Consider the following 11,876-nt stretch of genomic DNA (forward strand, 5'->3'; position numbering starts at 1 on the left):
CCGTGTCGTCAAGCGCAAGATGTCCAACTACTGGCTCAAGCGGGCTGAGCACCTGACATGGCCCCAGCCCACCCTCACCGGAACCCGAGCTGTCCGCATCAAACGACCCCAACCAGCAGACCCGTAAAGCAACGGCATTGGCCCTAGAGGTTCAAGTTCCCAGCTCAGATGTTCTCCCCAAGGGAGAGCTGAGAAACCCCCACCCGTTGACGAATGGCTTATCCGAATAGGCCGCTACCCAGGTACTTGTAGCCGGAGTCGGGTGCCAGCGTGACGACGGCCGCCTCTCGCGGCAGCTGGGCCGCGAGGCGCACCGCCCCATAGACGTTGGCACCGCCTGAGACACCGGTGAAGATGCCTTCCTCCTCGGCCAGGCGGGACGTTGTCGCAAACGCATCGTCGTCGCTGATGATGTCGACCGCGTCGACGGCGTCCATGTCGAACAGCGGTGGGGCGAAGCCACTCCAGCCCTGCATCGCGAAGACGCCCCGGGTGCCGACGGTGATACCTGGCGATCCGGCCGGCTCCAAGCCGACGATTCGGGGGCGCGGGTCGCGCCGACGGATCGCTGCTGCCACACCGAGCAGGGACGCGCCACTGCCGATGCCGGTACAGAACGCTGTCACTGGCAGGTGCGCGCTCTGGTTCAGGATCTCCATGCCGAGTCCGTCACGCAGGCCGGCGACCACATACGGGTTGTTGAACTGGTCGGTGAAGTAGTGGCCCGGTTGTTGGGCGAGGTCGGCCGCGCGGGCGCGCATCGCGTCGATGTCGGTCGGCGTGACCGTACCGGGTGCGACGGCGGCGTCGAGCACCTCCACGTCGGCGCCGAGTGCCCGCATCAGCCGCCGCGGCTCGTCGCTGAAGCAGGCCGACGTGACGATTTTGAGCCGGTACCCCTTGACCGCGCAGACCAGCGCGAGCCCCGGGCCGGTGCTGCCGCCGGTGTACTCGACGACCGTCATCCCCGGCATGAGCCTGCCGTCACGTTCGGCTCCCTCGACCATCGCCAACGCCAGCCGGTCCTTCATGGCGCCAGTCGGGTTGAGGTATTCGAGCTTCACCAGCACCCGGGCACCGGTTGAGGGCGCGAGATGCTGCAGTTCCACGAGCGGCGTGTTGCCGATCGCGGCCAGTGTTCCTGGTCGCATCGCGTTACCCTCTGCCGGTTGTGACAGGCACGGTGGCCCGGCCCGCAGCGTGTGCGACGGCGGCGCAGGCGAAGGCGCGCACGATCGGATGAAGCCGCCCGTCATCAATGGCGAGTTCGGGTTGGAAGAGCGTGCTCAGGAAGAAGGGATGTCCTGGTAGTTCGGCGATGCGTACGTCGGGGCCGTCGTGACCGGTGAACCGCATGCCGTGCGCGGACAGGACATCTAGGTACTGGGGATTGAGCCCGTACCCGCAGTGGTAGCGCTCCACGGTCCGGTCCACGCCAAGGATACGTTCGGCCGCCGAGCCCGGGGTGATGCTGACCATGCCCTCGTGCCCGATGAGGGAGCAGGCCAGGGGTGCGATCAGCGGGCTCTCTACGTGCGGAGTGTTCTCGGCGTGGCCGGCAGTGGTGAGCCCGCAGACGTTGCGCGCGAACTCCAGCAGTGTGTGTTGAAACCCACCGCAGGTACCGAGGTAGGCGATGCCGTTTTCCCGGGCGGTACGGGCTGCCTGGAGCGCGCCGGTCTCGCTGCGGTACGGGCTGCCGGGCAGCAGCCAGATGGCGTCGAACCGGTCCAGCCTGGTGGCGTGCGCCTCCTCGGTCGGTACCCAGTAGGCGTCCAAGGCGATTCCGTCCCGCTGCCGCAGGGTTTCCAGTAGGAGGGGTATCCGCGTGTGGGACCGCACGTGCGGCGACCGGTCGCCCACGAGTGCCACCTTCGCCGTATGCGTCTCGTCGTTGCTCTCCATGGGTTCATCGTGCGCAGCCCGCAGTTATTAGTCCAACGAGAAAGTGTCGTTGAAGTATCAGAGATACTTATAGTCATGGATGTCAACCTCCTGCGCACCTTCGTGGCGGTAGCCCGTGAAGGGTCCTTCTCCGCCGCCGCATGCGACCTCGGCTACACCCAGTCCGCGGTTTCCCAGCAGGTCGCCGCGTTGGAGAAGGACCTCGGGGTGCAACTGCTGCACCGTCGCCCGGTCATCGCGACCGAGGCCGGGCAGCGACTCCTGGAGCACGCCACGCCGATCCTGCTGCGCCTCAACGCCGCCCGGACCGACGTCCAGCGCCTGTCAGGCGAACCGCCGGCCCGTCTGACCCTCGGGGCGTCGCCGCTCGCCGACATCCGGCACACCATCGCCGTACTCACCGAACTGCAGCGCTCGATGCCGCGGTTGACGATCGTCGTGAGAACCATGGGCCGTGATGGTGTCCTCGAGGCCGTCGCCAACGGCGACGCGGACCTTGGTCTCGTCGACGGAGTCACCGCCGCAAGCGACCCGCTCCGCCTGCTCGACAGCGGTCCGCTCACCACGGTCGCCCTGACCGAGGAATCCGTCGCCTTGGCCCTGCCCGGCACGCACCCCCTGGCGAGCCGTAGTCGACTCCGTATGGAGGACCTCGTCGACGCTGTCTGGATCGACGCACCCGACGTCGCCACACCGCTGGACCGGCTGCGGGCCCTCGCACGCACCGACGGGTTCCGCTCCAGCCTGCACTACGACGGCACCGATGTGCGCAGTCTCCTGGCCCTCGTCGCGGCCGGCGCTGGGCTCGCCCTGCTTCCCGCGTCCGTCGTGCAACACCACCGAGAGGGCGAACCCGATGTGACCGGTGTCCCACTCTCGACTCCCCACCTCATCCACCGCACCGAACTCGTCCACGGCAGCCTGACGGGTCCCGCCACGACGCTCACGGCGGCGATCCACCGGCACGTCGTAACAGGCCGACACTGACCCTCGACCGCGTACCCACTGGGCGGCGTAAAACGGATGGGAGCGCCTATGCTCCCCCGTTCCCGTGAACCGCTCCGGGTTGGGTAGAGATAAGGCTGGGCGCTGCCCTCTTCCACTTCTACGCGGACGAGTAGTCCAAGATCAGCGCAACGCGGTGGGGGCCAGCTGGATCGTCTGTGACTGCTGCATCCGGAGGCGTATGGGCTTGTGCTTGCCGGCTGCTTTCACCGGTTCGACGGGGTGTGGCGTGGTGCGCGGTGGTCGGGGAGGGCGGGTGAGGCGGCGGACCATGAGGGTGATGAAGGTCCACATGATGTGGGCCTCGCTGTGGGAGACGAGCCGCTCGTAGTCGCGCACGTTTCTCCTGGCTCTCATGATCCACGAGATGGCCCGCTCGACCCTCCACCGCTTTGCGAGGACGGCGAATCCGTCCTGGTCCTTGCGGCGGGGCACCGTCTTGAGAGTGATGTTGAGGAAGGAGTGGGACCAGTCGACGAGGGTCCCGCCGTAGGCGGAGTCCGCCCAGGCGTTGGCGAGTTCGGGATGGGGCAGGCGCAGGCGGAACAGCTGGTCACGGGCGGGGATACTGTCGTGCGGCGAGGCCTTGGTGACCATGACGGCCAGAGCCATGCCTCGCATGTCGACGGCCAGGTGCCGCTTCCGACCGTTGATCAACTTCCCGCCGTCGAACCCTCTGCTGTCCTGTCCCACCGTCTCGGCACCCTTCACGGACTGGGAGTCCAGGATCACCGCGACGGTGCGGGGATTGAGGCCATCGTGAACACGGACCAGCTGGTGCAGCTCGGCAAAGATGCGGGCCAAGTCACCGCTCGCCCGCCACCGCTGGAAAAACCCGTAAACCGTGCGCCAGGGGATCCCAAAGTCGACGGGAACCGCCCTCCACTTGCCCCCATTGTCATTGACATACGGGATGGCATCGACCACGTTGCGGCGCGGATGGGCCTCCGGGCGCCCGCCCGTGGGCAACTCGCAGGCCGGGATGGGCAGCAGCGGTTCGAGGACGGCCCATTCGGCGTCCGTGGTGTCACTGGGGTAGCACCGCTCGCGCACGGCCGGCGCTCGGGTCTCGTTCATGCAGGTCATCAGCGTTCCATGCGGGTGAGGACTTCCAGGGTGGCCTTGACGCCGCCGAGCTGGTCCAGGACCAGACGGATCCATTCGTCATCCGGGGCCTTCTTCGCGTGCGGGGCGATGATCCCGGTGATGAAGTTGGTGACCCGGTGCAGTTCCGCCTGGAAGATCGCCCGCTCGTAGGAAATCCAGACCTCGCTCTCCTCCGACATCTGAAAGCCGTCCCGTCTGCTGTAGGTCACCGGCGGCAGCCCCTCCTTGACCGCGACCTTCCGCAGGAACCTCAAGCCCGCCCAGACCTGCGACGGTGTGCGATTGGTCGCCCGGCACAGCTGCGGCAGCGTCAGACCCGCCGGCCGTGCCTCCTGCAGAGCCTTGCGTACCGCCTGGCCGTGGACGTGGGCGGGCAGCCCGCCCCCATGGCTACTGGCCCCGCAGCAGCTGGGCGAGCTGTTCGTCGAGGTCGACCTGACCCGTTGCGGCCGCGGTCTCGATCCAGTCGGCGGTCGCGCGGATCTTCTCCAAGTGGTTTTCCAACACCTTCGTCTGGGTGTCGGTGAACTCGTGCCCCCGCAGCTTCGGCACCAGCCGCGCGGCCCCGGCGATGAACCCCTGGCAGACGGCGATCAGGTCGGTGAACTCCATCGACTTGCGCCAGCTGTGGGCGATGCGGGCCGGGTCCTCGAACGGCTCGCCCTCTTCGGCGAAGGCTTCCTCGTACTCCTCGTCGAACTCGTCGTCATCCAGCCCGGCCTGCTCGAACTGGGCCTCGTTCACGTTCTCCCGGGCCTCGGCATTGCGCATGGCCTTGACGCCACCTCCGGCCGGCGCAGGAAGTCGGTGGCCACCTGCGCCGCCACTGCCTCGTCATCGCACGCCAGTTCGCGGATCGCCTCGACCTTCTCCTGGGCGGTGACCGGGACCTGGATCTCTTCTGTCTTCCAGCCCACTAACTTCTTGACCACCTCCGCACTCCACCGGCGTCGGCCGGTGCGCTCGCTCAGCGGCGGGTTCCGGATCAGCTCGAACCGGTCCGGCGTGGAGGCCAGGATCCGGTGCACCTCGTAGGAGACCCCCGTCTGCCGGTGTTCGGCGGGCCACTGCGCGGCGACCCACCGGTGCGTGCGGACCGTATAAAAGGACAGCCCGAGCTCATCGGCGAACAGCCGCAATGACTCCTCCAAACCCTGGTCGCCCTCGTCGAGCGGCAGGTGACCGCCGTGCCTGCGAAGCGGCTCCAGCTCCAGAGCCGCGTCCCCGAGGGCGAACTGGCAGCGGGTGTCCTCCTCCACCATGTCCAGAGACTCGGCCACCAGCTCGTCGTAACGGCTCCGCGTGACCTTCCCGACCGACTCCACCAATGGAGTCATGGCGCACCACCCGGCGCGGGCCGAAGCGTCGGCGTCCTGCGTCGGCTGCGGAACCCCGGCCCGGCGATGCGCCCAGAGTCCACCTCACACCACCAACATCACCAGACGCCAAGCCAACATGGCCGAATCCGGCCCCTGTTGCGACCCGCGGCACCTGGATCCATCAACCGGTACACGAGTCACAGAGCGTCACAGATCACCGGTTCTGACACAGCTTCTCACCGTCGCCCACCACCGCGCAGCTTGCGGCCTGGTGCAATCTCCTTGCTGTGGTGCTGCGCGAGCAGCGATGCTGTGCCGGTGTCAGGGCAGCGGAAGAGGAGACGTCGGCAGCAGGACGCGAGGTGGCAGGCTGCTGCTCGCACTGCTCCGGGTACGGGGAGCTGGCACGTGCTCTTCGAGACGCAGGACGAGGCGGAATGGCGTGCTCACCTCCGTGGCCTGCACGCAGGAGAGGAGAGGATCGACTGGGCGATGACCAGGATCGACACGCTCTGCGGGCGGCTGACGCAGCCGACCACCTACCGGTTGAGCCTGTTCGTCCCGGGTGCCGCAGGCGATCCCGACCGGGACCACCCCGATCATTGATCGGGCGACGTCATGCGTCCCGCGTCAGCGGCTCATCGCCCCTCGCGCCAGTGCTCGAAGCGCGGTTCGGGCGTGAACTCCATGCTGTACGAGGGGAGTTGGTCGATAAGGAGTCTGCGCAGGAACTCGACCATGCCGCAGGGGACGACCTCGCAGGTCTTCGAGCCATGACGCGCGAAGAGCAGGACGGGCCACTTGTCGGGGTCCGGATCGCTGGTCAGCCAGCACAGAATGTCGGCGTGAGAGGTGATGCCCCAGGCGAGGATGTGCTCCGGGTCCAGGTCGAGATCCTCCTGGTCGGCGCCCTCCTCCTCCCAGGTCAGACGGGCGTTTTCCGTCTCGTCCTCGAAGTCGTCCGGGGAGTGTTCGTAGGCACCGGTGGGGAACGGCCCGAGGAATCCGAGCCAGCCGATCTCCTCCTCCGAGCCGATCCCGCCGACGCCGTACACGGCCATGAAGTCCAAGTAGTCCCGGGGGAACCTGGTCCCCCACCTCGCCTCGGCCGCCGTCCAGTCGATGTCCTCGCCCGCACCGGGAGGCGGAGGCGGCAGCTGCCGCAGCGCGGTCATCCCCGTGCCGGTGAGCCGCGGGCCCGAGGTCGGCCGCCATGGCGCCAGGTGTGGAGACGACTCGGCTGTCATGGGCTCTCACACAGAGTGCGGTCGCGAGGGTGTCCAACTCTGGCTTCAGGCATCGAGGTTGGACGCCCTCGCTCCGTGCGTGCAGCCATCCCGTCCGAAGAGATCAGTCGGTGACGACCTGCGTGTTCTGGCATGCGGCCAGCAGCCAGCGGCCGTCGTCCTGCTTGGTCATCACGTACAGCGGAGCGCCCTCGCTCTGGTCGTCCGGGGACAGGTAGCGCTGACGCACTTTGACCGCCGCGACATCGGGGCGGATGAAGTGCACGTGGATCACCTCGTAGCTGACCTTGCCGTCCCAGCTAGCCGCGGGGAGTACCTTCCGGGTGAACTCCGAGATCGCTTCGAGGCCGATGAGAACCTTGCCGTGCGCCGTCGTCCAGACCGCGTCGGGGTGGAAGAGGGCGAGGAATTCGTCGGGGTCCTTGTGCTGCTGGGAGTGCTCGACAGTGGCAACGACCTGCTTGATGGCTTCGATGTCTGCGGCGTACGCCGTGGAATCCGTGTCCATGTGGACGATGGTGCTACCTCAAGCGCGGTTGAGATCAAGAGAGGTAACGGGCACCGACCACCCACCGCCACCGACCCCTTGGTTCGATCATCGGCGTACCCGCTCTGGGCTCGGCTCATGGCATACGACCGAGAGCTGTCGCGTCGGATTCACCGGCGGACCTCCCCTCACGACAGCGGTGCCGTCGAGCCTCTGATCACCACCTTGCAGGGGAGGGTCTCCACCCCGGTGCGGGGTGTGCCGGCGATCGCGGCGAAGAGGGCGTGGGCGGCTACGCGGCCGACCTGTTCGAGGTTCATGTCGACGCTGGTCAGCGGCGGTCGTGAACCGGCGGTCATGATCTGCCAGTTGTCGAAGCCCATGACCGCGATGTCCTCGGGGACACGGTGGCCGCGTTCGCGCAGGACGTCCATGACGCCGCGGGCGATCTGGTCGCTGCCGCAGAGGACGGCGTCGATGTCGGGGTGCCGGTCCAGGAGCATCGCGGTGGCGGCCCGGCCCCAGCCCTCCGACCACGCGCCGAACCGTGGTTCACCGATGAGGGAGAGTCCGGCGTCGGCGAGCGCGGCCCGTGCCCCCTCGGCCCGGTCCCGCGCGGCGAGGTAGCCGGGGTCGCCGGTGATGTGGGCGATCCGGGTGCGGCCGCAGGCGAGGAGGTGCTCCACGGCGATCCGGCCGGCGCCGACGTTGTCCGGGACGACGGAGAAGTCCGCCGGGTCCTCGGAAGGGGCGTAGGCGTGGACGACGGGGACGGGAACCTCGCGGCCCAGCGAGGGACGGGGGTCGGTGCGGCTGCCCACCACGATGAGACCGTCCACGCGGCGGCCCAACAGCGCCCGCAGATGGTGCTGTTCGCGGATCGCGTCGCCCCGTGCGTCGCACAGGAAGACCGCGACCTCGCCCGCGCCGAAGGCGTCCTCGGCACCCATCAGGATCGGTATGCCGAATCTGCCCTCCAGGTCGCTGGTGAGCAGCCCCACGGTGCCGGTGCGCCCGGCGAGCAGACCGCGCGCCACCTGGTTGGGGCGGAACGACAGCCGCTCGGCGGCCTCGACGACCCGTTGCCGGGTCTCCGCGCGGACCTGGCTGCGGCCGTTGAGCGCCTTCGACGCCGTGGCGATCGAGACGCCCGCCAGCCGGGCGACGTCGCTCAGCGTGGCGGGCTGCGAACGAGAGGGGCCGGTGGCCTGTGCCATGGGTGATCTCCTGTCTCGCCACGCGTGTCGACCTCGCCGAGGATGACACGCCCCACCCGGAACCTTACGGGAAACGTTTCGGTCCGGATGCCCGCATGGCTTTCGTACGCCGTCGACAACCGCTCTCTGCAAGGGGATTGACGGGTAATCGGGTGCCGCCTAGCGTCTCAGAAAGCCTTTTCGGTTTCTTTCGTCTCCGTCACCCGGTTCAGCGCCACCGCACTGTGACACCACTTTGTGACAAGGGGGATCGAACATGGGGAGCACCGTCGGACCGCGTGGCCGCGCGGGGCGTCTCGCCACCGGGGCCGTCGCACTGCTCGCCGCCGCGAGCCTGGTCACCGCCTGCGGATCGGGCGACGGCGACTCGGGCGGAGGCGGTGGAGGCGGGGGAGCGGCCAACGCCACCGGCGTCGACGACGGCGCCACCCTCACGATGTGGACGCGCGCCGCGACCCGCCCGCAGAGCGAGGCCCTGGTGAAGGCCTACAACGCGAGCCACAAGAACAAGGTCGAACTGACCGTCGTCCCCACCGACGACTACCAGGCGAAGGTCGGCGCCGCGGCCGGCTCCCGCGACCTGCCCGACCTGTTCGCCTCCGACGTGGTCTTCGTCCCCAACTACACCTCCAGCGGCCTCTTCGCCGACCTCACCGAACGCCTCGACGCCCTGCCCTTCGCCGACCACCTGGCCCAGTCGCACATCAAGGCGGGCACGTACGAGGACAAGAAGTACGTGGTGCCGCACACCCTCGACCTGTCGGTGCTCTTCTACAACAAGGACCTCTACCGCAAGGCGAAACTCGACCCGGAGAAGCCACCGGCCACGCTGACCGAGTGGGACGAGCAGGCGCGCGCCGTCGACAAGCTCGACGGAGACGTCAACGGCACCTTCTTCGGCGGCAACTGCGGCGGCTGCGGTGTCTTCACCTGGTGGCCGTCCATCTGGGCGGCCGGTGAGGAGGTCCTGAGCGAGGACGGCACCGAGGCGCTCCTCGCCTCCGACACCGCCAAGAAGGTCTACGACACCTACCGGGGCTGGGTCGACGACGACATCGTGGCGCCCGGCGCGAAGGACGAGACCGGCACGACCTGGACCGGGATCTTCCCCAAGGGCAAGGTCGGGGTCATGCCCATGCCGTCGACCACGCTCGGGCTGATGCCGAAGGACCTCGACCTCGGGGTCGCCCCCATCCCCGGACCCGACGGCGGCAAGGCCACCTTCGTCGGCGGCGACGCCATCGGGGTTTCCGCGACCAGTGAGAAGGCCGACCAGGCCTGGAACTTCCTCGCCTGGACCCTCGGCGACAAGGCGCAGGTCGACGTGGTCGCCGCACACAAGGACGTGGTGGCCCGCACCGACCTGGCGTCCAACAAGCACTCCGCCGCCGACCCCCGGCTCGTCACCATCAACGAACTCGTCGCCGACGGCCACACCCCGTACGCGCTCAAGTTCGGCCAGACCTTCAACGACCCCAACGGGCCCTGGCTGACGCTGATGCGCGACGCCGTCTTCGGCGATGGCACGTCCGTGGACAAGGACAACGAGGCGGTCAGCGCTTCGCTGGCCGACTGAGGACGACCGATCCGGTGGACGCGGCTGACACAGCGGGGCCGTGCCCGTGAGCGTGGCGGACCGAGGAGAGACATGCCCGTGACCGTGGCCGACCGAGGAGGGCCGTGCTCGTGAGCGTGGCGGACCGAGGAGGGGCATGCCCGTGAAGGTGGTCGAGTCCGCGCCTGCCGCGCACCGGCCCCGGCCGGAACACCGGGACCGCCCTGCGCGGGCCCCGGTGCCGCGGTGGCGGTCCCGCCGGGCCAAGGGTCTCGCCTACGCGGCCCCCACGGCCGTGTTCGTCGCGGTCTTCTTCGTCCTGCCGCTCCTGCTCGTCGGACAGATGTCGCTCAGCGACTGGCCGCTGCTCGCCGGGGACCGGGGCGTCAACGCCCCCGAGAACTACACCGACGTCACCGACACCACCCTCTTCTGGCCCGCCGTCCGCTTCACCCTGCTCTACACGGTGATCGTCACGGTGATCCTGCTCGGCCTCGCCCTCCTGCTCGCCCTGCTGGTGCAGGAGTCCCGCCCTGGCGCCGGGTTCTTCCGCACCGTCTACTTCCTGCCCGGCGCCCTGGGACTGGCCTCCGCCTCGCTGCTCTTCTGGGGCCTCTACAGCCCGACCACCGGTCCGCTCGGCGGCATCCCCGAGCAACTCGGACTCGCCGACGAGCCCGTGTCGTTCCTCGGGTCACCGACCTCCGCACTGCTGTCGACGGTGTTCCTCGTCGTCTGGAAGTTCGCCGGCTTCTACATGCTGATCCTGCTCGTGGGCCTCCAGCGCATCCCCCACGAGGTGTACGAGGCGGCCCGGATGGACGGCGCGAGCCGCGCCCAGATCTTCCGCTCCGTCACCCTGCCGTTGCTGCGGCCGTCCCTGGCCCTGTCGCTCCTGCTCTGTGTGACCGGATCGCTGCTGGCGTTCGACCAGTTCTTCGTCCTCACCAAGGGCGGACCGGACAACAGCACTGTCACCGTCGTGCAGTTGATCTATCGCGAGGCCTTCCAGCGGATGAACCTCGGCACGGCCGCGGCCCTGTCGATCCTCGTCCTGGCCGCGCTGCTGCTGCTCAACGTCCTCCAGTTCCGCGGTCTGCGCCGCGCCGACGAATCATGAGAGGGGACCAGACCGTGCTCGCCCGCGCCCTCGGCCGGACACCGCACTACGTCGTCGCCGGCGGCCTCGCCGTCATCTTCCTCTTCCCGCTGCTGTGGAACACCTGGGCGTCCGTCAGCCCCCAGCCCGGCACCGCCCAGGAATCCGGCCACGGCCTCGGCAACTACCGGACCCTGCTGGAGTACGACGCGGGACTGTGGCAGTACCTGCTGAACAGCACCGTCGTCTCCGCACTGACCGTCGCCCTCACCCTCGGCGTCTCCCTGCTCGGCGGCTACGCCTTCGCCCGCTTCGACTTCCCCGGCAAGAACCTGCTGTTCCTGCTGACCCTCGCCATCCTGATGGTCCCGTACGCCACCCTGCTCATCCCGCTCTACGTGCTGCTCGGCAGGCTGCACCTGCAGAACTCGCTGATCGGGCTGAGTCTCGTCCTCGCCATGTTCCAACTGCCGTTCGCCACCTTCATGATGCGGATCTCCTTCGAGGCGGTCCCGCGTGAACTGGAGGAGTCGGCGCTCGTCGACGGCTGCGGCACGGCGGGCGCGCTGCGCCGGGTGCTCCTCCCGGCGGTACGGCCGGGGCTGATCACCGTGGGCCTCTTCGCGTTCCTCGCCGCCTGGAACGACTTCATCGCACCCCTGATCCTCATCTCCGACAGCGAGAAGGCGCCCCTGCCGCTGGCCGTCGCCAACCTGCGGCAGCAGAGCATGGGCGCCGTCGACTACGGCGCGACCGAGGCGGGCGTGGTGGTGCTCGCCGTGCCGTGCCTGCTCCTCTTCCTGCTCCTGCAGCGGCACTACATCAGGGGCTTCATGTCCGGCGCGCTCAAGGGCTGACGCACTTGGGAGACCCGCACGCCACGACCGCACGGCCCACCGACGACCGAAGGGACGAACCGGAGGCATGAACAGGTG

11 protein-coding genes and 2 pseudogenes are annotated in these 11,876 nt (G+C 68.5%); 5 read left to right on the plus strand and 8 right to left on the minus strand.

All coding sequences use genetic code 11. From position 1 onward, the window contains the following. Window positions 1–218: 218 nt before the first annotated feature. Together PUR53_RS19550 and PUR53_RS19555 are read right to left on the minus strand one after the other, a co-directional pair. Window positions 219–1,256, minus strand: a complete 1,038-nt coding sequence (locus PUR53_RS19550) for a PLP-dependent cysteine synthase family protein (protein ID WP_329909071.1) — start codon at window positions 1,254–1,256, stop codon at window positions 219–221. Continuing rightward, window positions 1,156–1,905: a CTP synthase C-terminal region-related (seleno)protein gene (locus PUR53_RS19555; protein WP_329909072.1), complete on the minus strand. Its 750-nt coding sequence runs from the start codon at window positions 1,903–1,905 to the stop codon at window positions 1,156–1,158. Before PUR53_RS19555 ends, PUR53_RS19550 begins: the two co-directional genes overlap by 101 nt. Window positions 1,906–1,980: 75 nt before the next feature. Between PUR53_RS19555 and PUR53_RS19560 the strand changes: the two genes are divergently transcribed. Next, the gene (locus tag PUR53_RS19560; protein WP_329909073.1) at window positions 1,981–2,892 is read left to right on the plus strand and encodes a LysR family transcriptional regulator; all 912 of its coding nucleotides are present in this window, start codon (window positions 1,981–1,983) and stop codon (window positions 2,890–2,892) included. 118 nt (window positions 2,893–3,010) lie between these two features. Here the strand turns inward: PUR53_RS19560 and PUR53_RS19565 are convergent. From PUR53_RS19565 to PUR53_RS19575, 3 genes and pseudogenes are all read right to left on the minus strand, one after another. Further along, window positions 3,011–3,963 (minus strand): annotated as a pseudogene (locus PUR53_RS19565) (IS5 family transposase). A 32-nt stretch (window positions 3,964–3,995) separates the two neighbouring features. After that, entirely contained in the window at window positions 3,996–4,271 is a 276-nt protein-coding gene (locus PUR53_RS19570) for a hypothetical protein (RefSeq protein WP_329909074.1), read from the minus strand. A gap of 136 nt (window positions 4,272–4,407) precedes the next feature. Further along, a pseudogene (locus PUR53_RS19575) lies at window positions 4,408–5,354 on the minus strand (DUF6192 family protein). A 390-nt stretch (window positions 5,355–5,744) separates the two neighbouring features. Between PUR53_RS19575 and PUR53_RS19580 the strand changes: the two are divergent. Beyond that, a complete protein-coding gene (locus tag PUR53_RS19580; protein WP_329909075.1) occupies window positions 5,745–5,942 on the plus strand; it encodes a hypothetical protein in 198 nt (65 codons plus the stop codon). A 32-nt stretch (window positions 5,943–5,974) separates the two neighbouring features. Here the strand turns inward: PUR53_RS19580 and PUR53_RS19585 are convergent, their stop codons facing one another. The 3 genes from PUR53_RS19585 to PUR53_RS19595 form a co-directional block, all read right to left on the minus strand. Continuing rightward, window positions 5,975–6,583 (minus strand): SMI1/KNR4 family protein, encoded by a 609-nt coding sequence (locus PUR53_RS19585; protein ID WP_329909076.1) that lies wholly within the window; start codon window positions 6,581–6,583, stop codon window positions 5,975–5,977. 103 nt (window positions 6,584–6,686) lie between these two features. Beyond that, complete coding sequence (locus PUR53_RS19590; RefSeq protein WP_329897479.1) at window positions 6,687–7,091, minus strand: SgcJ/EcaC family oxidoreductase; 405 nt, start codon at window positions 7,089–7,091, stop codon at window positions 6,687–6,689. 167 nt (window positions 7,092–7,258) lie between these two features. Beyond that, window positions 7,259–8,287 carry a LacI family DNA-binding transcriptional regulator gene (locus tag PUR53_RS19595; protein ID WP_329897478.1) on the minus strand — a complete coding sequence of 343 codons (1,029 nt, stop codon included), beginning with the start codon at window positions 8,285–8,287 and terminating at the stop codon, window positions 7,259–7,261. A 256-nt stretch (window positions 8,288–8,543) separates the two neighbouring features. On the opposite strand from PUR53_RS19595, the gene PUR53_RS19600 reads away from it, so the two are divergent. From PUR53_RS19600 to PUR53_RS19610, 3 genes are all read left to right on the plus strand, one after another. Further along, entirely contained in the window at window positions 8,544–9,863 is a 1,320-nt protein-coding gene (locus PUR53_RS19600; RefSeq protein ID WP_329909077.1) for an ABC transporter substrate-binding protein, read from the plus strand. Between the two features lie 136 nt (window positions 9,864–9,999). Continuing rightward, on the plus strand, window positions 10,000–10,962 hold the full coding sequence (locus PUR53_RS19605; protein WP_329909078.1) for a carbohydrate ABC transporter permease: 963 nt from the start codon (window positions 10,000–10,002) through the stop codon (window positions 10,960–10,962). A gap of 14 nt (window positions 10,963–10,976) precedes the next feature. After that, window positions 10,977–11,798 carry a carbohydrate ABC transporter permease gene (locus PUR53_RS19610; protein ID WP_329897557.1) on the plus strand — a complete coding sequence of 274 codons (822 nt, stop codon included), beginning with the start codon at window positions 10,977–10,979 and terminating at the stop codon, window positions 11,796–11,798. The last annotated feature ends 78 nt before the right edge of the window (window positions 11,799–11,876 follow it).

It is taken from the genome of Streptomyces sp. SP18BB07 (assembly GCF_036322545.1).
GTDB classification, from domain to species: Bacteria; Actinomycetota; Actinomycetes; order Streptomycetales; family Streptomycetaceae; genus Streptomyces; species Streptomyces deccanensis.

What these genes read in the sequence shown, in the direction of transcription:
- PUR53_RS19600 (WP_329909077.1), top strand. Translation starts at nt 8,544, where the DNA reads ATGGGGAGCACCGTCGGACCGCGTGGCCGCGCGGGGCGTCTCGCCACC.
- PUR53_RS19555 (WP_329909072.1), bottom strand. Translation starts at nt 1,905, where the DNA reads ATGGAGAGCAACGACGAGACGCATACGGCGAAGGTGGCACTCGTGGGC.
- PUR53_RS19595 (WP_329897478.1), bottom strand. Translation starts at nt 8,287, where the DNA reads ATGGCACAGGCCACCGGCCCCTCTCGTTCGCAGCCCGCCACGCTGAGC.
- PUR53_RS19560 (WP_329909073.1), top strand. Translation starts at nt 1,981, where the DNA reads ATGGATGTCAACCTCCTGCGCACCTTCGTGGCGGTAGCCCGTGAAGGG.
- PUR53_RS19550 (WP_329909071.1), bottom strand. Translation starts at nt 1,256, where the DNA reads ATGACGGGCGGCTTCATCCGATCGTGCGCGCCTTCGCCTGCGCCGCCG.
- PUR53_RS19590 (WP_329897479.1), bottom strand. Translation starts at nt 7,091, where the DNA reads ATGGACACGGATTCCACGGCGTACGCCGCAGACATCGAAGCCATCAAG.
- PUR53_RS19585 (WP_329909076.1), bottom strand. Translation starts at nt 6,583, where the DNA reads ATGACAGCCGAGTCGTCTCCACACCTGGCGCCATGGCGGCCGACCTCG.
- PUR53_RS19605 (WP_329909078.1), top strand. Translation starts at nt 10,000, where the DNA reads ATGCCCGTGAAGGTGGTCGAGTCCGCGCCTGCCGCGCACCGGCCCCGG.